The organism is Magnetospirillum molischianum DSM 120 (genome assembly GCF_000294655.1).
In the GTDB taxonomy this organism is placed as follows: Bacteria; Pseudomonadota; Alphaproteobacteria; order Rhodospirillales; family Magnetospirillaceae; genus Phaeospirillum; species Phaeospirillum molischianum.
The window spans coordinates 38214-59673 of record NZ_CAHP01000047.1; the positions used below are offsets into that span (position 1 = coordinate 38214).

Annotated in this window: 22 protein-coding genes and 1 tRNA gene; 17 read left to right on the forward strand and 6 right to left on the reverse strand. The window is 62.1% G+C overall.

Annotation, left to right across the window (positions count from 1 at the left end):
• Position 1: 1 nt before the first annotated feature.
• Positions 2-856 (forward strand): pantoate--beta-alanine ligase, encoded by an 855-nt coding sequence (panC, locus tag PHAMO_RS15830; protein WP_002730798.1) that lies wholly within the window; start codon positions 2-4, stop codon positions 854-856.
• 69 nt (positions 857-925) lie between these two features.
• Here panC and PHAMO_RS15835 read toward each other — a convergent pair whose 3' ends face one another.
• Entirely contained in the window at positions 926-1792 is an 867-nt protein-coding gene (locus PHAMO_RS15835; RefSeq protein ID WP_002730799.1) for a TIGR01459 family HAD-type hydrolase, read from the reverse strand.
• Positions 1789-2865: a quinone-dependent dihydroorotate dehydrogenase gene (locus tag PHAMO_RS15840; RefSeq protein WP_002730800.1), complete on the reverse strand. Its 1077-nt coding sequence runs from the start codon at positions 2863-2865 to the stop codon at positions 1789-1791. The genes PHAMO_RS15835 and PHAMO_RS15840 overlap by 4 nt, the downstream gene beginning before the upstream one ends.
• 267 nt (positions 2866-3132) lie before the next feature.
• Between PHAMO_RS15840 and PHAMO_RS15845 the strand changes: the two genes are divergently transcribed.
• Positions 3133-3795: a response regulator gene (locus PHAMO_RS15845; protein WP_002730801.1), complete on the forward strand. Its 663-nt coding sequence runs from the start codon at positions 3133-3135 to the stop codon at positions 3793-3795.
• Positions 3796-3838: 43 nt separating this feature from the next.
• Here PHAMO_RS15845 and PHAMO_RS15850 read toward each other — a convergent pair whose 3' ends face one another.
• Both PHAMO_RS15850 and fliI read right to left on the reverse strand, forming a co-directional pair.
• The gene (locus PHAMO_RS15850) at positions 3839-4279 is read right to left on the reverse strand and encodes a hypothetical protein (protein ID WP_002730802.1); all 441 of its coding nucleotides are present in this window, start codon (positions 4277-4279) and stop codon (positions 3839-3841) included.
• A 3-nt stretch (positions 4280-4282) separates the two neighbouring features.
• Positions 4283-5644 (reverse strand): flagellar protein export ATPase FliI, encoded by a 1362-nt coding sequence (gene fliI / locus PHAMO_RS15855; RefSeq protein ID WP_193372226.1) that lies wholly within the window; start codon positions 5642-5644, stop codon positions 4283-4285.
• A gap of 108 nt (positions 5645-5752) precedes the next feature.
• On the opposite strand from fliI, the gene ctrA reads away from it, so the two are divergent.
• Positions 5753-6484, forward strand: a complete 732-nt coding sequence (gene ctrA, locus PHAMO_RS15860; protein ID WP_040567607.1) for a response regulator transcription factor CtrA — start codon at positions 5753-5755, stop codon at positions 6482-6484.
• A 105-nt stretch (positions 6485-6589) separates the two neighbouring features.
• On the opposite strand, the gene PHAMO_RS15865 is transcribed toward ctrA, so the two are convergent.
• Positions 6590-7102, reverse strand: coding sequence for a helix-turn-helix domain-containing protein (locus PHAMO_RS15865; protein ID WP_002730805.1), 513 nt, complete (start codon positions 7100-7102; stop codon positions 6590-6592).
• A gap of 99 nt (positions 7103-7201) precedes the next feature.
• Here PHAMO_RS15865 and PHAMO_RS15870 point away from each other — a divergent pair, with 99 nt between their 5' ends.
• From PHAMO_RS15870 to PHAMO_RS15930, 14 genes are all read left to right on the forward strand, one after another.
• Complete coding sequence (locus PHAMO_RS15870) at positions 7202-8905, forward strand: sensor domain-containing phosphodiesterase (protein WP_002730807.1); 1704 nt, start codon at positions 7202-7204, stop codon at positions 8903-8905.
• Positions 8902-9816, forward strand: a complete 915-nt coding sequence (gene ubiA / locus PHAMO_RS15875; protein WP_002730808.1) for a 4-hydroxybenzoate octaprenyltransferase — start codon at positions 8902-8904, stop codon at positions 9814-9816. Before PHAMO_RS15870 ends, ubiA begins: the two co-directional genes overlap by 4 nt.
• Before the next feature lie 230 nt (positions 9817-10046).
• Positions 10047-10706 carry a class I SAM-dependent methyltransferase gene (locus tag PHAMO_RS15880; protein WP_002730811.1) on the forward strand — a complete coding sequence of 220 codons (660 nt, stop codon included), beginning with the start codon at positions 10047-10049 and terminating at the stop codon, positions 10704-10706.
• A gap of 105 nt (positions 10707-10811) precedes the next feature.
• A complete protein-coding gene (locus tag PHAMO_RS15885) occupies positions 10812-11273 on the forward strand; it encodes a hypothetical protein (RefSeq protein WP_002730813.1) in 462 nt (153 codons plus the stop codon).
• A 271-nt stretch (positions 11274-11544) separates the two neighbouring features.
• Positions 11545-12003 (forward strand): cache domain-containing protein, encoded by a 459-nt coding sequence (locus tag PHAMO_RS15890; RefSeq protein ID WP_002730815.1) that lies wholly within the window; start codon positions 11545-11547, stop codon positions 12001-12003.
• 38 nt (positions 12004-12041) lie between these two features.
• The gene (locus tag PHAMO_RS15895) at positions 12042-13739 is read left to right on the forward strand and encodes a methyl-accepting chemotaxis protein (RefSeq protein WP_002730817.1); all 1698 of its coding nucleotides are present in this window, start codon (positions 12042-12044) and stop codon (positions 13737-13739) included.
• Positions 13740-13838: 99 nt separating this feature from the next.
• Positions 13839-13925 (forward strand) — tRNA-Leu (locus PHAMO_RS15900).
• Between the two features lie 77 nt (positions 13926-14002).
• Positions 14003-14698: an RluA family pseudouridine synthase gene (locus PHAMO_RS15905; protein WP_002730819.1), complete on the forward strand. Its 696-nt coding sequence runs from the start codon at positions 14003-14005 to the stop codon at positions 14696-14698.
• 54 nt (positions 14699-14752) lie between these two features.
• Complete coding sequence (locus PHAMO_RS15910; RefSeq protein WP_002730821.1) at positions 14753-15610, forward strand: DUF4743 domain-containing protein; 858 nt, start codon at positions 14753-14755, stop codon at positions 15608-15610.
• A gap of 35 nt (positions 15611-15645) precedes the next feature.
• Complete coding sequence (locus PHAMO_RS19615) at positions 15646-15876, forward strand: hypothetical protein (RefSeq protein ID WP_002730823.1); 231 nt, start codon at positions 15646-15648, stop codon at positions 15874-15876.
• A 368-nt stretch (positions 15877-16244) separates the two neighbouring features.
• Entirely contained in the window at positions 16245-18092 is a 1848-nt protein-coding gene (locus PHAMO_RS15915) for a phosphoenolpyruvate carboxykinase (GTP) (RefSeq protein WP_002730825.1), read from the forward strand.
• Positions 18093-18371: 279 nt separating this feature from the next.
• The gene (locus PHAMO_RS15920) at positions 18372-18908 is read left to right on the forward strand and encodes a DUF1285 domain-containing protein (RefSeq protein ID WP_235720868.1); all 537 of its coding nucleotides are present in this window, start codon (positions 18372-18374) and stop codon (positions 18906-18908) included.
• Complete coding sequence (locus PHAMO_RS15925) at positions 18905-19516, forward strand: NUDIX hydrolase (RefSeq protein ID WP_235720869.1); 612 nt, start codon at positions 18905-18907, stop codon at positions 19514-19516. The genes PHAMO_RS15920 and PHAMO_RS15925 overlap by 4 nt, the downstream gene beginning before the upstream one ends.
• Positions 19503-20831: a CCA tRNA nucleotidyltransferase gene (locus PHAMO_RS15930; protein WP_002730831.1), complete on the forward strand. Its 1329-nt coding sequence runs from the start codon at positions 19503-19505 to the stop codon at positions 20829-20831. The genes PHAMO_RS15925 and PHAMO_RS15930 overlap by 14 nt, the downstream gene beginning before the upstream one ends.
• Here PHAMO_RS15930 and PHAMO_RS15935 read toward each other — a convergent pair.
• Positions 20826-21404 carry a YqaA family protein gene (locus PHAMO_RS15935; protein ID WP_002730833.1) on the reverse strand — a complete coding sequence of 193 codons (579 nt, stop codon included), beginning with the start codon at positions 21402-21404 and terminating at the stop codon, positions 20826-20828. The two genes, PHAMO_RS15930 and PHAMO_RS15935, sit on opposite strands and share 6 nt — an antisense overlap.
• Positions 21405-21460 lie beyond the last annotated feature (56 nt).

Here is a 21460-nt window from a genome sequence, read left to right on the forward strand (position 1 = left end):
GATGAGCCATGAGGTAGACATTGTTCGCGCCGTCGCCGATTTGCGCAACCGCGTCCGCTATTGGCGCGACCAGGGGTTGGGCGTTGCGCTGGTGCCGACCATGGGGGCGCTGCACCAGGGGCATATGAGCCTGATCTCGCACGCTCTGGAAGTGGCTGACCGGGTGGTGGCTTCGATCTTCGTTAATCCGATTCAGTTCGGTCCGGGCGAGGATTTCGCACGCTATCCCCGCCAGGAGGCCGAGGACGCCGCGCAATTGTCCAAGGCCGGGTGCCATCTGCTCTTCGCTCCCCAGGTCGCCGAGATGTATCCCGATGGCTTTTCGACCCAGGTCCGCGTTACGGGGCTGTCCGAGGGGCTGTGCGGAGCCGCCCGTCCCGGTCATTTCGACGGGGTATCGACGGTAGTGAGCAAGCTGCTGCTTCAGGTTCAGCCCAGCGTCGCCCTGTTCGGGGAAAAGGATTATCAGCAATTGGCGGTGATTCGCCGGATGGTGCGTGACCTCGACATTCCGGTGTCGGTGCGCGGGGTCGAGATCGTCCGCGAAGAGGACGGGCTGGCTCTGTCGTCGCGCAATGCCTATCTGACCGCCGAGCAGCGCGCCATTGCTCCGGCGCTGTACCGGGTCTTGTGTGCGACCGCCGAGGCGCTGGCCGCCGGTGGAGCGGCGTCCGATCTGTGCCCTGCTGCGGCGCAATCCCTGGTGGCGGCTGGGTTCGATTCGGTCGATTACCTCGAACTGCGTGAGGCCGATACCCTGGCCCCGGTCGAGTCTGTCGTCCGTCCGTCGCGGTTGCTCGTCGCGGCTCGTCTGGGGACGACCCGTCTGATCGACAATGTTGCGCTGACGCCATAGGACGAAGTTTCCGTCTGCAATGGCGGTGGGGCCAGCGGCCGCAAGTCTTGGCTTGCGGGTCGCGGCCTTTTACCAGACCAGACGCGTCAAGGCCGCGCGGGGGCGGTCGCCGTGGCGGCGGATCAGGGCGTCGAGGCGGGCCAGATCGGGCTGTTCGCCCCAGGTAATGCCCAGTTCATCGGCATGAATGCCGCCGACCACCAGCACCGAAGCGATCCCGGCCTTGCGGGCGCCGCGAATATCGGTGTGCAACGCATCTCCGATCGCGAGAATCCGGTTCCGGTCGGCGATGCCGAGTCGCTCCAGGGCGGTGTCGTAGATCGCTGGATCGGGCTTGCCGCGTTCGATCACCACGCCGCCCAGCGAGCGGTAAATGTCGCCCAAGGCTCCGGCGCAGGCGATACGCTTTCCCTGACGGATCACTTCGCGATCCGGGTTGGCGCAGATCATCGGCAAGGCGCGGGCACGGGCGACGGTGAGAATCGGGCGGTAATCGGCGGCGCTTTCCCCTAGATCGACCGGCCCGGTATTAAGAACGAAATCGGCTTCGCCCAATTCGACCGCTTCGTAATCGAGATCGTCGAAGATGTTACGGTCGCGCTCTGGCCCCAGGTGATAGAGCCGTCGCCCCAGCGTAGCAAAGTCGGCCTCGTCGCGCCGTTCGAGCGCCTGATGCACCGCATCGCCCGAAGACAGCGCTTCGTCATACATGTCGCGGCCGATCCCCATTCCCGACAATTGGGCGATCAGGGCGGTGGAGCGACGGGGCGCGTTCGACAGCAAAAGAGTCCGTTTACCTGCGGCGCGTAGCGCGGCCAAGCACTCGATAACGTCGGGGTAGGCGACGACACCATCGTGGATCACGCCCCATAGATCGAGAATAACGCCGTCATATCCCTCGACCAGTTCCGACACTCCGGCGGCCAGGACGGTCATAACGGTCTGCTTTCGCGTAGATCGGCCCCGACCGCTTCGGTGATCGAGGAAAAGCCGTCGCGGAGCAACAGGTCGTGCATCTCGCGTTTGATGCGGGTGACCAGACCGGGACCGCCGTAAATCAGGGCGGAATAGAGCTGAACCAGCGACGCGCCGGCCCGGATCTTGGCATAGGCTTCCGAACCCGAGGCGATGCCGCCCACACCGATGATCGGCAGCTTGCCGTGGGTCAGTTCGTACATTCGCCGCAGCATCGCCGTCGAGGAGGCAAAGAGCGGCGCGCCGGACAGGCCCCCCGTCTCGGTCGCCTGGGGCGAGCGCAGCCAGTCCGGTCGGGCGACAGTGGTGTTCGAAACGATCAATCCGTCGAGATCGCCAGCCAGGGCAACGGCGGCGATATCCGACAGATCTTCCCAGGCAAGGTCGGGGGCGATCTTCAACAACAGCGGCGGGGCCGCCTTGGGCATCGAACGGATCAGGGCGGCGCGGGTGCGCCGGACCAGCGATTCGAGTTGGTCTCGTCCCTGTAGCGCCCGCAAGCCGGGGGTATTGGGGGACGAGACATTGATGACCAGATAATCGGACAATGGGGCCAGCCGGGCAGCGCCTTTTTCATAATCGGCGGCGGCGTCCTCGGTGGTTTTGTTCTTGCCCAGATTGGCGCCGACAATGCCCCCTCGGCTGCGTCGCGCCGCCAGTCGGGCCGCGACCGCCTCAAGCCCCTGATTGTTGAAGCCCATTCGGTTGATGATCGCCCCATCGGCGTTCAGTCGAAACAGGCGGGGGCGCGGATTACCGGGTTGCGGCAGTGGCGTTACCGATCCGATCTCGACAAAGCCGAAGCCCTGGGCCAGCATGGCATCTGGAACCTCGGCATTCTTGTCGAAGCCCGCCGCCAGACCCACCGGGTTCGGGAAGCTCCGCCCCCACAACCGGACCGCCAAGGCGGGCGGGTCATAGGACGGTTGAGCAGGAACAAGACCGGCCTGGAGCAGGCGCAGGGTCAGGCCATGGGCGGTTTCGGGATTGAGCAGGCGAAGCAGGGGGCCAGCCAGGCGGAAAAGATCGGGCATTCGTGTCCTCGAACGGCGGGCGGCGCATAACGGCGGCGGACCATAGCCGATGGCGCTGCCAAAGGCCAGATGTCCCGCGCGGGGAATAAAGTTAGCCACATTGCCTCAATTACGGTGTTATGGCGAATCAAGGGGCTCAAGGTAAGCGTCTAGTGCGATTGCCCTATGTCCAAGAGCGTTTTTTGTGGCGGAGGCCACACAGGTTTGCCACCATAGTGATGGGAGGGTGGGTGTGACGACGACCGAAAGACTGACGGTGAATGTGAAATGAAAATTCTTATCGCCGATGACCACGAATTATTTCGCGACGGGTTGCGGCATGTTCTTAGCCAGTTCGAAGGCCCGCCGATCGTAATCGAGGCCAGCGACTTTCCTCAGGCGATTGCCGCCGCCGAGAACGAAACCGATATCGGTATCGTTCTGCTCGACCTCGCCATGCCGGGGATGAGCTGGGGAGATGGGCTGGCTAAGTTACGCGACGTGCTGCCGTCCGATGTGCCGGTGATCGTTCTCTCTGCCTCCGACGACCGTCGGCACGTTTTGCAAGCGGTCAATATGGGAGCGGCTGGGTTCATCCCGAAAACTTCGTCGAGCCGGGTGATGCTGTCGGCGTTGAAGCTGGTTTTGTCGGGAGGCGTCTATCTGCCGCCAGCCCTGCTTGATCAGGGGCCGTCGGGCAGCGATGCCGCCGGTCTGCCAGTTGCTGGAGAATCCGCATTGGCGGCCTTGACCCCGCGTCAGCGCGAGGTGCTGGCTCTGCTCGGCCAGGGCAAATCGAACAAGGAAATCGCTCGCGTGCTCGAACTGGCCGAAGGGACGGTCAAACTGCACGTTACTGCGATCCTGAAGGCGCTGAACGTCAACAACCGCACCCGTGCGGTGGTGGCGGCCTCGCATTTGGGTCTGAACGGTTCCGATCTCAACACCTGATGTCCGGTGGCCGATGAGGAGAAGCTCATCGGACTCCGCCGCTTTACGTCGGAGGGTCGTCCTGATTCCGGCGACGGTGGATGTTGAGGCCGATTTCGTCGAGAAAGGCCTGTTCCTTGCGGTCGCGCTCTTCTGTGGCGCGGCGCTTCCGCTCGCGTTCAGTGATCTCGTAGGTTTTTAGCTGGTTGAAGGCTTCGGACAATTCGTCCCCGGCTCGGACGATCTCGGCCCGGATCTGTGCCAGCATCGTATCGAGCTGGGCGCGGCGGTCGAGCCATAACCGGGCATAGGCTCCATATAGGAAGCCGACCCCGGTGGCGTCCTCGGCCGCGGTCCGCTGTTCTTCGATCAGCCGTGCCTCAGCGGCGTCGATGTCGGCTAGGATTTCGTCCTCGCGGGCCTGAAGCGCGGTGAGGGCGCGGCGTTTGTCGTCCACGGCCCATTTCGACAGCCGGATCAGGGTGGCCAATCCCTTGGTGGCCATCGCCTAGCGCCGTCCCATGCCGTCGCCGGTGAACGGCATATCCAGGATTTCGGCCAACCGGGTATAGCAGTCGGGCAGGGTGGTGGCGTCGCTCTTCAATTGCGACAGGAACGAATCGAGCAACGGGTAATAGTGGATCGCCTCGTCCACCATCGGGTCGGTGCCGCGCCGATAGGCCCCCAGCCGGATCAGTTCGGCCATATCCTCATAGGTGGCGAGCAGCGAGCGGGCGCGGCGGACCAGCGCGTTTTCCTCGTCATTATTACAGGCGGGCATCGTTCGCGACACGCTACGCAGGATATTGACGGCGGGATAGCGCCCCCGGTCGGCGATTGAGCGGTCGAGGACGATATGGCCGTCGAGAATGCCGCGTACCGCGTCGGCGATCGGCTCGTTGTGATCGTCAGCATCGACCAGCACGGTGAACAGGCCGGTGATCGAGCCTTTGCCTGCACCGGGACCGGCCCGTTCCAGCAATCGGGGCAGTTCGGCGAACACGGTGGGGGTATAGCCCTTCGACGCTGGAGGTTCGCCCGCCGACAGCGAAATCTCGCGCTGGGCCATCGCGAAGCGTGTGACCGAATCCATCATGCACAGCACGTCGAGCCCCTGGTCGCGGAAATGCTCGGCGACGGTCAGGGTGACATAGGCGGCCTGGCGGCGCATCAGCGGGCTTTCGTCCGAGGTCGAAACCACTACCACCGCGCGCTTCAGTCCTTCGACCCCCAGATCGTCCTCGATGAATTCGCGGGCCTCGCGGCCACGTTCGCCGATTAGCCCGATCACCGAGACATCGGCCGAGGTGTTGCGCGCCATCATCGACAGCAGCGAGGATTTGCCGACGCCCGATCCTGCGAAGATTCCCATGCGCTGGCCCCGGCAGCAGGTCAGAAAGGTATTAACCGCCCGGACCCCCAGATCGATCTTGCCCGCAACCCGCGCCCGCGAATGCGCTGGCGGCGGTGGGGTGCGGATCAGGCGAGGGGTGTCACCGCTGGGCAGCGGCCCCAATCCATCGACCGGCTCGCCGAAACCGTTGACGACTCGCCCCAGCCAGCCATTCTCGGGAAAGATCACCGGGTCGGAATCCTGGATCTCGGTGCGGCAGCCCAGGCCGATTCCTTCGATTGCCGAAAACGGCATCAACAGGGCGCGGCCCTGGCGGAAGCCGATCACTTCGCACACCACGCGCCGCCCATCGCGCGCCACCACGGCGCAGCGGTCGCCGACCGACAGAGTGCGTTGGATTCCGCCTGCTTCCAGCAGGAGTCCCTGCACTCCCGAAACGCGGCCATAAACCTGGATCGCCGGCACCCGCTCAATATCGTTGATTAGATTTCGGACCAGGAATTTCACCGTCGCCATCCCCATATGTGAAGCGGTGCCAAGTCGATCCGGCACGAACTGGTCAGAATAGGCCGTTCAGGTTAAAATATGGTGGAAGTCTACTCCACCAAGTTCGGGGATCGTTCCATGAGAGTTCTGGTTGTCGAGGACGACCCGTTGATGTCGCGTACCATCGAATCGATGCTGCGGTCCGAAGGCATGGTCGTTGACGTCAGCTCCCTGGGTGAGGACGGGCTGGAGATCGGTAAGATCTATGAATACGACATCATCCTGCTCGATCTGATTTTGCCCGATATGGATGGGTACGAGGTTCTGCGCCGTCTGCGCGCCTCGAAGATTGAGACTCCCGTGCTGATTCTGTCGGGGATGACCGATCCCGATAAGAAAATTAAAGGATTAGGCTCGGGGGCCGACGATTACCTGACCAAGCCGTTCGATCGCGGCGAACTGGTCGCCCGTATTCAGGCCATCGTCCGCCGCTCCAACGGCCATTCTCAATCGGTGATCGTCACGGGGCGGCTGTCGGTTAATCTTGACGCCCGTACCGTCGCGGTCGGCGGCGAGCCGCTGCACCTGACCGCCAAGGAATATGGCATCTTGGAACTGCTGTCCCTGCGCAAGGGGCAGACCCTGACCAAGGAGCAGTTCCTCAACCATCTTTACGGCGGCATCGATGAGCCGGAACTCAAGATCATCGATGTCTTTATCTGCAAGCTGCGCAAGAAGCTTGCCGTCGCCACCGGCGGCGGTTCGTGCATCGAAACAGTGTGGGGGCGTGGCTATGTCCTGCGCGATCCCGACGCTCCTCGGATTGAGATCGATATGCCGCGCCGGGGTCGTGCGTCGCACCATCCGTGAGATCTTTCGCACTCAGATCCTCGGAAATGAGAGCAAAAGAAAGCCACCTTCTCCCTCTGGGGAGACGGTGGCGCATGGAGCCGGACGAGAAGAAGGGGCGGGAGCTTACAGAGAGCGAACGCGGCCATACTGGACGAAATCGGTCCAGGTGCGTTCTAGCCGTTGTAAGGTGTTCAGGGTCGACTCAAGCTGTTCCTTCGCCTGCGAATCGGAACCGAGCGCGGTGGCCAGCCCGTCCTGAAGCGTGCGGATCGCGGTGCACAAATCCAGCCCCTTGTCCGTCAGGCGCAGGCGGACCGAACGACGGTCGTGGGGCGAGCGTTCCTGAGTCAGGTAGCCGGTTTCAGTAAGGGCCTTGATGTTATAAGAGACGTTCGACCCATGGTAGTATCCGCGATCCTTTAAATCGCGAATTACGACCTCATTGTCGCCGATGTTGCAGAGTAGGAGAGCTTGAACGGCGTTGATATCCTCAATGCCAAGGCGGCGCATCTCGGTACGCAGCACATCGAGGAAGTGCCGGTGAAGCCGTTCGATTAAGCGGATGGTGTCGAGATATGTCTGATTCACGGCGGGGACTATAAGGGGTTCCGCCAAAGCCGACAATAGTCGATTCATAATTGCCGGCCAGGGACGCGCACCGACGCGATAGCGTCTCGTGACAGGGTGCGTAATCCGGGATAGGGTTACCGGCTTTTGGAGTTTGGGAAGCAGGAGATGCTGGCAAACCGGGAAGACCTTGGCCGCACCAGCGATGTCTATGTGGCGTTTGCTTTTGCCGCCGCCGACGTTCTGGTCGAGATCGATGCCCAGGGAGAGACCGTTTTTGCGGTTGGTGCGGCGATGGCCTTGTTCGGGCGTAGCGCACGCGGGCTGGTCGGTCAGCCGTTCCGCCGGATCGTTCACCCTTCGGACTTGAAAATTCTGGACCGCGCCCTGGACCAGATGGGGCAGGGGGAACGGGTGCGCAACGCGCTGGTGCGGGTACTTCGCCCCGACGGCAAGGCGGTCGAGTTAACTCTGTCCGGCTATCGAAGCCCTTGCGATCCCGGTCACATCTTGCTGGCGCTGGGCCATCCCGGCGGTTTGCCAGCGGCGGCGAACCGGGTGGTGGGAACTCAACTGCTCGATAAAGACAGCTTCCAGGCGATGGCGGCTCAGTTGATCGAGGCCGCCGGTCCCGACGAGCCTTATCAGTTGTCCCTGGTCGAATTGCCCGATCTGCCCGCGCTTCATGCCGAGGAAGGCGGAGGGGGGTTATCCGCCGCGTTTGCCGCCGAGTTGGGGCACCGGCTGAAAACGCTGTCGGTTGGGGGCGATGCCGTCGGTCAGATCGACAATACCCGGTTCGGGGTGTTGCATGACGCTTCGGTCTCGGCCGACGCTATCAGCGATTCGATCTCGCAGGCGGCACAATCCGCACTTCCCGACGCCCCGCCGATTTCGGCACGGGTCGCCACCTTGGTGCTTGATGTCGCCGACATTCCGCCGGAAGAGGCGGCGCGCGCGCTGACCTACACTTTGAACCGCTTTGCGCGTGAGGCCCAGAATGGCGGCGATCTCGCCGCCATGATGAAAGACATCCAGCCCCGTCTGTCCGAGACGGTGCGGCAGATGAACGATGTCCGCCAGACCGTCGAGAGCGGCAATTTCGATCTGGTGTTCCAGCCGATTGTCGATATGTGGACCAATATCGTCCATCATTTCGAGTGTCTGGTCCGCTTCAAGGGCAACGATACTCTGTCTCCCTATGAAACGGTTACCTTCGCCGAGGATGTCGGCATGGTCGGGATGCTCGACATCGCGCTGCTTGAACGCGCGATCGAGGTGATGCGTTCGCCTGTCGCCAATACCGAGTCGCTGCGATTCGCGGTCAATCTGTCGGGGCGGTCGCTGTCGGACCCGGCGGTGGTGCGACGGTTGCGCGAAATCCTGGTGACCACCGGCGATTTGCGTCGGCGGTTGATGTTCGAGATGACCGAATCCGCTGATATCCTCGATCTCAAAGCGGTCAATGACGTGATCCAGGGCATTCGCCAATTGGGGCACGAGGTCAGCATCGACGATTTCGGCGCGGGCAATGCCGCATTCCACTATTTACGGGCGTTGAAGGTCGATAACGTCAAGATCGATGGCAGCTACATCAAGGACGCGATGCGTAGCAACGAGGACGTTTCGTTCATCAAGGCGATTGTCCAGCTCTGTAGCGATCTTGGTGTCACCACGACCGCGGAATATGTCGAGGATCAGGAAACCGCGAACCTGCTGCGCCTGCTGAAGGTGCGGTTCGGTCAGGGGTGGTATTTTGGCAAGCCCCAGCGTCCAGTTGGCGACGACATCCGCACCGCCTGGAAAACGCCAGTGCTGGAATGGCGCAAAGGGCTATTGTATTTCAAAAGCGGAGCGGGTGTCCCGTCATGATCTCTCCCCAAATTCTGCACGGTGACATTCCGGCCGATACTTGGTTCGACCGCTGGTTGCCCGCTTCGTGGCGGCCTTATTCCCGTTTGATGCGGCTTGATCGTCCGATCGGTACATGGTTGCTGCTGTTTCCCTGCTGGTGGAGCGCGGCCATGGCCGCCGAAGGCTGGCCCGACCTCTGGCTGTTCGCCTTGTTCGCGATCGGTGCGGTTGTGATGCGGGGGGCGGGGTGTACCGTCAACGATTGGGCCGACCGCGATTTCGACGGCAAGGTCGCCCGTACCGCCGCCCGGCCGATTCCGTCCGGGGCGGTCAGCCCGCGTCAGGCGCTGATCTTTCTGGTGGCGCAGCTTCTGGTCGGGCTGTTGGTGCTGCTCCAACTGAATTGGTTCGCGATCGGGGTCGGGGCCGCGTCGCTGCTGCTGGTGTTCCCCTATCCATTCATGAAGAGAATTACGTACTGGCCGCAGGCGTGGTTGGGCTTGACCTTCAATTGGGGTGCGCTGGTCGGCTGGGCGGCGGTGCGGAACGACCTCGCCCTGGCTCCGGTCCTGCTTTATATCGCCGGTGTGTTCTGGACCTTGGGCTACGACACCATCTACGCCCACCAGGATAAAGAGGACGATATCCTGGTCGGGGTCAAATCGACGGCCCTGGCGCTGGGTGAAAACACCGTCGCCGCGTTGTGGGGATTTTACGGATTGGCGTTGATGCTGATCGCCGCCGCTGGGTGGGCCGCCGGCTTGTCCTGGCCGTTCTGGCCGCTGCTTGCCGTCGCCGCCGGTCATCTGGTGTGGCAGGCGTTGCGGGTCGATATCAACGATTCATCCGACTGCCTGTCCAAATTCAAATCGAACCGCCATTTTGGCTGGTTGCTGCTGTTGGCAATCGTCGTCGGGCGTCTGTGGTAACCGGTATCGATCGGTAAAACCAATTTGGTGGATTACAGGGCGCTGTTCAGGGGAGCGGTTGGGTTTGTTTTCGGACCCGCCGCTTGAGATGTCGGCTCTACGTTCTTTCCCTGATATCGTCACGATAGGCGCACGCCCTGCGACATGCGATACTGCCGAGATAAGGCAGGCTTCAATAATAAGGATAAATCCATGCATGCTATCCCCGACGTCTGGCGGAACAACGGCGCGTGACGGTCGCGCCTCCCGCCGATCCCGCAGCGTTCATCCGCGCTCACACTCTTCCGGCCAGTCCGCCCGCCTGTCCTGAAATCCGCCTGTGGAGCGCGACTGAAATCACCCCAATTTGGGAGGCAACCGAGGCATGGCTGGAGGCCAATGGCGTTCCTCCGCCGTATTGGGCGTTTTGCTGGGCCGGCGGACAGGCGCTGACCCGCTGGGTTCTGGACAATCCCGCCGAGGTGGCCGGGCTGCGGGTGCTGGACTTCGCCGCCGGATCGGGGGCGACAGCGATTGCCGCCGCGATGTCTGGCGCGGCGCGAGTCGAAGCCGCCGAGATCGACCCGATCGCCTGTGCCGCCATCGCGTTGAATGCCGAGTTGAACGGTGTTCAAGTCGAACTGGTCGAAGGTGATTTGGTTGGGGCGGCGTGTCGCTGGGATCTGGTTGTCGCCGGTGATGTCTGTTACGAAGCCCCGATGACGGCGCACATCTTGCCATGGTTGAAAAATCTTGCCGCCAGTGGCGCCAAGGTTATTCTGGCCGATCCCGGCCGCGCCTATCTTCCGCGCATCGGGCTGCGTCGGTTGGCCGATTACAGCGTGGTTACCAGCCTGGAACTGGAAGACCGCAATCTGCGCGAGGTATCCATCTATACTCTGGCCGGATAGCCCCCGTGCGCCCTTCTCCGCCGCTGTCTTTTCCGCTATTCTCCCCGGCGATCATGGACGAATGGGTCGTCCATCGGGGCAACATTTGGTTTCGGGGGATACGAGATGTCTGAGTCTGAGGGTACCGGACGCGAATTGCAGAGTGTGAGCCAGTCGCCCGCCCTGCCGGCTGAAAAGACGATCAATCTCGCTCAGAGCGATGTGCTTGACCTCACCGGTCTCGACGAGACGCAGATCTCCGAGATCAAGCAGCAGCAGGCCGAAGGTATTGTCGCCGTCCAGATCAAGGCCGCCGAAAAGAAGCTCGACGTTACCGCGCTTGATGCCGCGCTGACTTCGTTCACCGAACAGACCGCCCGCGCGGTCGAGGCCGGGACCCATGCCACGATCCAGCATTCCCAGACCAGCTCGATCGGCAAGACCGAAGTCGTGATCGGCAATACCGAGCGCGCCGCCTCGGGCAAGGTGTCGTCGAGCAGCGACAGCCTTCAGAACAACAGCCTGACCATCCTTGGTGTCATCGGTATCGTCATCATCTTGTTGGCGGTGTTCGCCAAGGGCGGCTGATCGCGCTACGGCATATCGCGTGATACACCGGTTTTAAGCATCGCCCACCGATCTCTGATCGGGGTGGGCTGCTGTCGTCGGGGGACGAGTAAAACCGGACAAAATAAGCGGGAGGGGGAGACCCTTCCCGCTTTTTTTCTCTCTTAACGAGATCGTTGTTCCGAGTAATTCCATTATCTTATCTTGAAACCATAGCCAATGGTCTACATCATAAGAGATGGGGCAGCCGATCTGTCGTCCTGCCTTGTGCCATGGTCAGGGGAGAATCGGGATGAGAAATTCAGGCATGGCTCTTATGGCTGCGTTAGCCACTATGCTGACGGTGCCGGCCCTGGCGGCGACCGAGAAGGGGACCGCTGACGAGGCGATTGCAATGACCCGCAAGGCGGTGGCGTTCCTGTCCAAGGAAGGGCCGGATGCGGCCCTTACCGCTTTTACCGGGAAGGACCCACGCTTCAACGACCGCGACCTCTACGTCATCGTTTATGGCCAGGACGGTAAATGCCTGGCTCATGGCGCCAACCCCAAGCTGGTCGGCAAGGATCTGATCGAGAACCAGGATACGGACGGAAAGTTCTATATCCGGGAACGGGTCGAGGCGGCCAAGTCAAAGTCGTCCTTCTGGTTGGATTACAAATTCACCAACCCGACGACGAAAAAAATAGAGCCGAAATCAACTTATTGCGAGACATCGACCGACAAAATCGTCTGTGTTGGAATCTATAAATAAAGAACCCGATGTAACAGTTTCTGGCGGGAGAATCTGCGATGCGTTGGGTCAATGACATGAGCATTCGGGCCAAGGTGTCGTTGGCTCCCGCTTTTATCGGATTGGTGCTGATCGCCCTCTCGATCAATGGCGTGGTTGCATTGAGCGGGGTTCTGAACCAAGTCGAGACCGATCGCGTGATCGCGGAAAAGTCCACTCGGATCGACGATTTCACCATCGGTGTCCTGGGGGTTAAATCGACTCTTTACCGGCTGGTGTCGATTGCTTCGAATGAGACCGACGAGGCCAAGGTGGCCCGCATGTCGAAGGAGACGCTGGCCGCTCTGGACGCACTGGCGCAGCCACTGGAGCAATTGAGGCAGGTTTCTGTCGAACTGGGCGTCGATGCCGCTCTGATCGACGAAACGGTCAAGCGTCAGCAGGCGTTCCTGAAAGCGGCTCATGTCGTTGCCGATATGGTTGAATCCGACGTCGGCACCGCACTGACGATGATGGGGCCGACTGATCGCGCCTATCTGGCGGCCGAGCAGAGCCTGAAGAGCCTCAACAGTTCGATCGATCGCAACCGTGCGGCGGAGGTTGCCGAGGGCACGTATTCGATGGAGGCGCAGCGCCGGACCTTCGTTATCCTGGCTGTCGTTGCGGTGCTGGTCGGGACTGTGATGTCTTGGCTGTTGTCGATGCGGATCGTCGGGCCGATCCACGCTCTAACCCAGTCGATGGGGCGGTTGGCTGGACGCGATTACACCTTCGAAATTCCGTCGCGGGACCAGAAGGATGAGGTTGGCCAGATGGCGCGCGCCGTCGAAGTGTTTCGCGATGGGATGATCCGCGCCGACCGCGCCGCCGCCGAGGCGGAAGCGTCGCGCCAGCGGCGTGAGGATCGTGTTCGCGCCATCGAGACTCTGACCGGAACATTCGACCGCGATGTCGGTTCGGCGCTGGGGGTGGTGGAGGGAGCCGTTGACGAATTGCAGCTCACTGCCCGCGAAATGGCTTCCAATGCCGACCAGACCAGCCAACAGGCCGGAATTGTCGCCGCCGCGACAACCCAGGCGTCGAGCAGCGTTCAAACCGTTGCCAGCGCTGCCGAGCAATTGTCCTCTTCTATCGCCGAAATCTCTCGTCAGGTCGAACAATCGTCGCGGATCGCCAGCACCGCTTCGACCGAGGCGGAGCAGACCGATTCGACCGTTCGGGGGTTGTCTGATAGTTCGGTTCGGATCGGGGCTGTCGTCAGTCTGATCAGCGATATTGCCAGCCAGACCAATTTGCTGGCCTTGAACGCCACCATCGAAGCGGCACGGGCGGGCGAAGCGGGCAAGGGCTTTGCCGTTGTCGCCAACGAGGTCAAGCACCTCGCCAACCAGACAGCGCGGGCGACCGAGGAAATCGGAGCCCAGATCGGCGCGGTTCAAAGCGCGACCGAACGAGTGGTTGCCGATATCGCCACCATCGTGGCCCGGATTCAGGAAATCAACGGCATCGCCGGAGCCATCGCCGCCGCTGTCGAGGAGCAATCGGCGGCGACCGCCGAAATCGCCCGCAACATTCAGCAGGCGGCGGTGGGCACCGGACAGGTCTCCGAGACGATCCGCCATGTCACCCTGGCGGCGGCCGAAACCGGGCGCGCATCGTCTCAAGTGCTGGACTCCACCGGGTCCTTGACCCGCGAGGCTGGCCATCTAAAGAGCCTCGTCGAGAGTTTTGTCTCGGAAATGCGAGCTGTTCGATAATTAAAGTGGGTTTGATGTGAACGCGGGCTTGATTCGTCGCGGCCGATTTGCTATTTCCCTGTCTCCCCGACGGCACAGGTCCGAAGGGAGCCAGGGTTTGCGGCCATGGCGGAATTGGTAGACGCGCAAGCTTGAGGTGCTTGTGGGGTAACTCCCGTGGAAGTTCGAGTCTTCTTGGCCGCACCACCTTACGACCCCAGGCCCGCCGGCTTCCCCCGGCGGGCCTTGTCGTTTCCGGCGGACCCCGTTGCGCGGAGGCGCCCTTGACCCCCGACGAAATCCTTGCCCGCGTGCTCTATCGCGATCAGGACGTGATCGTTCTCGATAAACCGGCCGGGCTGGCGGTGCACGCCGGTCCGGGGACGACCGATCATCTCGAGCTTTATCTCGATCCGCTTCGTTTCGGTTGGAGCCAGAATCCGCGTCTGGCTCACCGGCTGGACCGCGATACGTCCGGCTGTCTGATCCTGGGCCGCCACGACAAGGCGCTGAAGCGGCTGGGGCGGATGTTCGAAACTCACCGGATCGAGAAGGTTTATTGGTCGGTCTGTATCGGTGCGCCGCCGCAAGCGCGGGGCCGGGTCGAGGCTCCGCTGCTGAAAGTGTCCGAGCCGGGGAAGGGCTGGCGGGTTCGGGTCGATCCCGCTGGGCAGAGGGCGGTGACCGACTGGGTGGTGCTGGGGCAGGCAGATGGCCTTTGCTGGGTCGAGTGGCGGCCGCGTACCGGCCGTACCCACCAAATTCGTGCCCATGCCGCCCATCTCGGCTGTCCTTTGCTGGGGGACGCCGTTCACGGCGGCGATCCGGCTCCGGTCGCACCGTTGCACCTGCACTCGCGCGCGGTGACCATTCCGTCGCTGGCTCCGTCCCGTTCGTTCATCGAAGCAGAGGCTATGCCGCCGATTGCCCTGCGGGCCGCACTGGAGCTATGCGGGGCGTCGATCGCGAGGGCGTCTTGACACTCGTTCCCGGCGGGCGGACTCTGCCTCTCTAAACTGGGGGGAGAGCGGCAGATGGCTTATTTCGATCACATTATTGCATGTAACAAACACGATCTTTCGCGGTTCCGTCCCTTTCTGGTCGATGGAGCGGCGGTTGGGCGCGTTCGCCACGATGTCGCCCATCGTCTGGCCCAGTATCCAGAGGTGTTCCGGGTTACTCGCGATGGGGTCTTGCTTCATCCCCTCCTGACTCAGCCGGATGAGCGTACCGAGGCGGTTTGTTCTGTCGCGGCCGATTTGAATCGCGATTGGGGAACGCCGGCGCTGCGGGGGGAGATGTACCGAGTGGTGGCCCAGTTCGGTACCGCGCCGGTGATGAGTGTCGATCGGGGAGTCGTCAGTCTGTTCGGCATCCGGGCCTTTGGGGTTCATGTCAATGGCTTCGTCCGCCGTCCCGAAGGCGATGCGCTGTGGATTGGCCGCCGCGCCGCCAACAAGACCGTCGCACCGGGAGCGCTCGACAACATGGTCGCCGGAGGTCAGCCGTCCGGCCTGACCCTGTTCGAGAATTTGCGGAAGGAAGCCGCCGAGGAAGCCGATATCCCCGCCGCTCTGGCCGCGACCGCCCGCCCGGTCGGGGCTGTCTCCTATTGCATGGAAGACGAGTGGGGATTGAAGCCCGACGTGATGTATTGCTTCGATCTGGAGGTTCCGGCCGATTTCGTGCCTCGTAACACCGACGGCGAAATCGAGGACTTCACCCTGATGCCGGTGGAAGAGGTGGCTCGGCTAGTCCGCGACACCAACCGCTTCAAATTCAATGTCAATCTGGTGATCATCGATTTCCTGATCCGTCACGGATATCTGTCGCCCGATACCGAACCGACCTATCTTGATCTGATTGCCGGACTGCGCCGCGGCGTGGGGTGATCCCCCGCCGTTCCTACGGCTCGGAGCGCTCGCCCATGCATATGCTGTCTCGTCTTTGTGTCGTGATCGGCTTGGGCGTGTTGCCAACCGGGTCGTGGGAAGCCGCGACATCCGCATCTTTTCCCGCCGTTTCGTCGTTCTCATCCGGTCCCTATCGCGGGGCGTCGGTCCGGGGGCGCGCGTTCGCGCCCGTCCCTGTCGGTGGGGTGTTGGACGAGGACGAATCCGAGGACTTGACTTGTCCAGACTGGCGCTCGCGGCAATAGGGCGGGTTGACGCTTACCGCATGAATCGCGCGCCGAGCAGTTTGGACAGTTTATTTTCCCCCGCCTTGGCGCCTGGGTGTTTTTACTTACAGACGAAGGAATTATCCATCTCGGGTTGTGCTTTTTCCCAGCCAATGCCGCAGTTTAGGTGTTACAGTTTCGTTACGCCAGACCCGGCTGTGTTCCAACGACCAGAGCTTATTCTTGTGCGGTGCGGTAAGGGAGGGTGGGTGTTCTTTCCCTCATTCGGGTTGATTTTCCAGCCCAAAGTCATTGCTCCAACGGCTCTGCGGGTCTATGGTCGCACCTCTTTCGCGGCGGCGGCACGGCGTCTAGCTGCCACATCTAAGTCAGGGAGACGGGATCAGATGAGCGGACCAGGGATTCCCAGCGGTTTGACGACAAATACCAAGTTGCTGGGGTGGATTGAAGAGATGGCGCTTTTGTGCCGTCCCGACAGTATTCACATCTGTGATGGCTCCCAGGCTGAATACGATGCTCTGTGTGCGAAAATGGTCGCAAGCGGGACGATGATCCGACTCAATCCGGATCTGCGCCCCAACAGCTACCTGTCCCGATCCGACCCCCGAGACGTGGCTCGAGTCGAGGACCGAACTTTTATCTGCTCCTTGAACCGCAACGATGCCGGCCCAACCAATAATTGGGTCGATCCGAAGGAAATGAAGGCCCGGATGCGGCCTTTGTACGACGGTTGCATGCAGGGCCGCACCATGTACGTGGTGCCGTTCTCGATGGGACCGCTCGGTTCGTCGATCGCCCATATCGGCGTCGAGATCACCGACAGCCCCTATGTCGCCACCAACATGCGGATCATGACCCGCATGGGTAAGAAGGTGCTGGATCTGCTCGGCACCGATGGCGAGTTCGTCCGTTGCCTTCATTCGGTCGGCCTGCCGCTCGCGCCCGGTCAGGCGGATGTGCCTTGGCCGTGCAATCCCGACAACATCCACATCACCCACTTCCCCGAGGAACGGCAGATCTGGTCGTTCGGCTCGGGTTACGGCGGCAATGCCCTGTTGGGCAAGAAGTGCTTCGCGTTGCGTATCGCCTCGGTGATGGCGCGTGACGAAGGCTGGCTGGCCGAGCACATGCTGATCGTCGGCGTCGAGAACCCGGAAGGCGAGAAGACCTATGTCGCCGCCGCGTTCCCCTCCGCTTGCGGCAAGACCAATTTCGCGATGCTGGTTCCGCCGAAGGGCTTCGACGGCTGGAAGATCTGGACCGTTGGCGACGATATCGCCTGGATCAAGCCGGGTGCCGATGGACGTTTCCACGCCATCAATCCCGAGGCTGGTTTCTTCGGCGTTGCTCCCGGTACCGGTGCCAAGACCAATCCCAGCGCCATTGCCGCCTGCGCCAGCAATTCGATCTTCACCAATGTCGGCTTGACCGACGATGGCGACGTGTGGTGGGAAGGTCTCTCCGACGAGGCTCCGGCCCATCTGATCGATTGGCGCGGCAATGACTGGACCCCGGCCAGCGAGACCCCGGCGGCCCATCCCAACGCCCGCTTCACCGCCCCGGTCAGCCAGTGCCCGAGTGTCGATCCCGAGTGGGAGAATCCGGCCGGTGTGCCGATTTCGGCCTTCATCGTCGGTGGCCGTCTGTCGAAGAACGCTCCGTTGGTGACCCAGGCCTTTAATTGGGCCCATGGCGTCTATCTCGGCGCGACGATGGGGTCCGAGGCGACCGCCGCCGCCGTCGGTCAGGCCGCTATCCGCCGCGATCCCTTCGCCATGCTGCCGTTCTGCGGCTATAACATGGCCGATTACTTCAACCATTGGCTCAACATGGGGCGGGCGGTGAAGAACCCGCCGCCGATCTTCCGCGTCAATTGGTTCCGCAAGGGTGCCGACGGCAAGTTCATGTGGCCGGGCTATGGCCAGAACATGCGGGTGTTGAAGTGGATCGTCGATCGCGTCCATGGTCGCGCTCGTGCCGTGGAATGCCCGATTGGTCTGGTTCCGACCTATCACGATATCGAATGGGCCGGTCTTGATTACTCGCGGGAAACCTTCAAGGAATTGATGCGGATCGACCGTGAGGCCGGCGTTGCCGACGCGCGCAGCCAGGAAGATTTGTTCGACAAATTCCTGGACCGTGTGCCGAAGGAGATGCTGTTCGAGCGTGAGATGCTGAAGTCTCGCCTGTGGCGCGCTCCGGCGGTGTGGGAACTGGCCAGCGAGGTCGAGTAACCCGGCACGTTGCCGCAATGATCGGAAGGGGGGTCGGGAACAGTTGTTTCCGGCCCCTTTTCTCTGATGGGGTTCTGATCGCGGCAATTCCGTATCCTACAGCGGTGGCTGGGGTTTGCGTCGGCAATGGGCATCCCAATATAAGAAGAGGCAACGGACAGAAGGTGAATTCCCGCCTGGCCGCCCCTCTCTTGGCCGTATCCCAACATGGGTTCGGCATGGGAAAATCTTAAGAGTCAGAGCGCCCGTAAACGGTATGAAGGGCGCAAGGAGCGGCTGTTGGCACCTCTTTCCCAGACAGTTGACACAACTCATCGCGGTGCCACCGATTGCGGTGACCTTGGCATCAGCATTGATCGACAGGGGCGATGGTTTTACCACGGCTCGCCCATTGCCCGCCGCGAGATGGTGTGTCTCTTCGCCGGGATGATGTGCCGGGCCGAGGATGGCGGCTATCTGCTGGCGACCCCGGATGAGGTCGGGCGGATCGTGGTCGAGGATGTGCCCTTTCTTGCCGTCGAGATGTTCGTCTGCGGGTGTGGCCGCGAGGCGACGATTTCTTTTCGCACCAATGTCGATGCAATCGTGACTCTGGATGCCGATCATCCGCTACGGGTGGTCGAGACCCCCGAGACAGGCGAACCGTCGCCGTATGTCCTGATCGGTGACGGACTGGAAGCGCGCCTGACACGATCCGTGTATTATGAACTGGTAGCCCGAGGGTGGGAGGAAGACCTTGGGGGCGAAAGGGTTCATGGCTTATGGAGCAGAGGAACGTTTTTTCCTTTGGGTCAACTGGACGATCAGCCCGGTTGAACGTCGAGACTGTTTCCGGGCGTCTGGCCGCTCAGGCCAAGACAGCTCTGCGCGGCGATCCTGATCCTTCCGCGTCTCTTGTTCCGCCGGAATCCTCTGGCGCTCTGGTTCCTGCGGCGGTTCTGGTGCCTCTCGTCGATCACCCCGGCGAGATGACCGTTCTACTGACCCGGCGCACCCAACATCTGGCCCACCATCCCGGACAGATCAGCTTTCCCGGCGGACGGCTTGATCCCGAAGACGAGGGCGATCCGGTCGTTTGTGCCCTGCGCGAAACCGCCGAGGAAGTAGGGCTGGACTCCGATCGTATCCGGGTGCTGGGGCAGCTCGACCAGTATGTCACCGGCACCGGCTTTCTGATTACTCCGGTGGTCGGGTTGGTCCGGCCGCCATTCACCGTGATTCCCGACCCGTTCGAGGTCGCCGACGTGTTCGAGGTGCCATTGTCTTTTATTCTCGACCGCGCCAATCATCAGCACCATGTCCGTGTTGTCGGCGGACAAAGCCGATCGTTTTGGGCGTTGTCCTGGGGTGATTTCTTGATCTGGGGGGCCACCGCCGGAATTCTGGTCAATCTGTCCGAGGTGCTGGCGGATGCCGAAGGCTGATCCGTCCGTGCCGGATGGGCTGTACCGGCCATCTCTCACCGAACCAATCGGTCAATTGTCGCCGCAGCGCTGGATGCAAGCGCCCGAAACCCGTGCGGTGATCGCGGCTTTGATGGCCGATGGCGTCACGGTGCGGTTCGTCGGCGGTTGTGTCCGCGATTCGGTGCAGAACCGTCCGATCTCGGATATCGATATCGCCACGCCCGATCCGCCCGAACGGGTGCTGGCGCTGCTTGACGACGCTGGTATCCGGGCGATCCCAACCGGGCTGGCGCACGGCACCGTTACCGCCGTGATCGGCGAAGCCCATTTCGAGATCACCACGTTGCGCCGTGACGTCGCCACCGATGGCCGTCACGCCAGCGTCGTCTTTACCGACGATTGGGTTGCCGATGCCGCTCGGCGCGACTTCACCTTTAATGCGATGTCGGCCGATCCACAGGGGCGGATCTATGACCCGTTCAACGGTCTGGCCGATCTTGGAGCAGGGCGGGTGTGCTTTGTCGGCAATCCGGTTCACCGGATCGAGGAAGATACTCTTCGGCTGCTGCGATTCTTTCGCTTTCAGGCTTTCTACGGCCGGGGGGCTGCCTGCGATAAGTCCGCTCTGGCCGCCTGCCGTCAATTGGCTCCGCGTCTGGTCGATCTGTCGGGCGAGCGGGTGGCGTCCGAGTTGCTGCGGTTGCTGGGCTCCGACGATCCGGCGACGATCCTGCTGGTGATGCAGGGGGTGGGGGTGCTGTCGGTGATCCTGCCCGAGGGCGAGGACGTGACCCGGCTGCGTCAACTCGCCTGGCTGGAACGCCGGGGCTTGGTTCGCTCCGATATCCATCCCGATCCGTTGCGACGGTTAGCGGCGTTGCTTGGCTCCGATCCCGTCGCGGCTCGGTCGGTTACGGCCCGGCTGAAATTGTCGGGAGTGGCGCGTGACCGATTGGTGGCGATGGCCGCGCCCGATTCCGAAATCGCTCCCGGTCTCGATTCCGCCGCCCGTCGCCGGATACTGCGCCGCCTGGGTAGCGATTTGGTCCGCGATCTGGTTCTGCTGGCCTGGGCACGGCACCGGATCGGGATTGTCCATGCCGATCCGGTCGATACCGTCGGCTGGATCGGCCTACTTGACGACGCTGCCGCCTGGGTGCCGGTTGAACTGCCGGTTAAGGGCCGCGATCTGCTGGCCCTTGGCGCGCCCGCTGGACCGGAGATTGGCCGCGTGCTGGCTCGCCTCGATGGGTGGTGGGAAGAACGGGACTACCGCCCGACGCGGGACGAATGCCTAGAGGCGGCGCGTCGGGCGGTGGCAGGATCGTTATAGGAACTTCAGAGCGAAGAACCCGCCTATCAGCAACAAGATGAACACGGTGGTGACCAGGGTCAGCCGCCGTTCAACGAAATCGCGGATTGGGGCGCCAAAGCGCCATAACAGCGCCGCGACCAGGAAAAAGCGCATTCCGCGGGCGATGATCGAGGCGACGGTAAAGTGGGCCAGATCGAAATCGAACGCCCCGGCGGTGATCGTCACCAGTTTGTAAGGGATCGGCGTCATGCCCTTGATGATGATGAACCACACCCCCCACTCGTCGATGATCGGCTTTAAGGCGTGGAACTTGTCGCTGAGGTGGAAGGCCGAGAGGATCGCCGCGCCGATGGTGTCCATCGCGAAATAGCCGATGGCATAGCCGAGATAGCCGCCCAGAACCGAGGAGATGGTGCAGACCAGTGCGATTCGCCACCATTGGGTCGGCGCGGCCAGAACCATTGGGATCAGCATGATGTCGGGGGGAATCGGAAAGACCGAGCTTTCGATGAACGAAACCGCCGCCAGCCACCAGAGGGCATGGCGATGGGACGCCTTGGCCATCATCTGGTCGTACAAAGCCTTCAACATCGCAACACCTCTCGTGGGGAAAGCCGGTATTATCAGTCGGGGCGGAGGACGGCAAC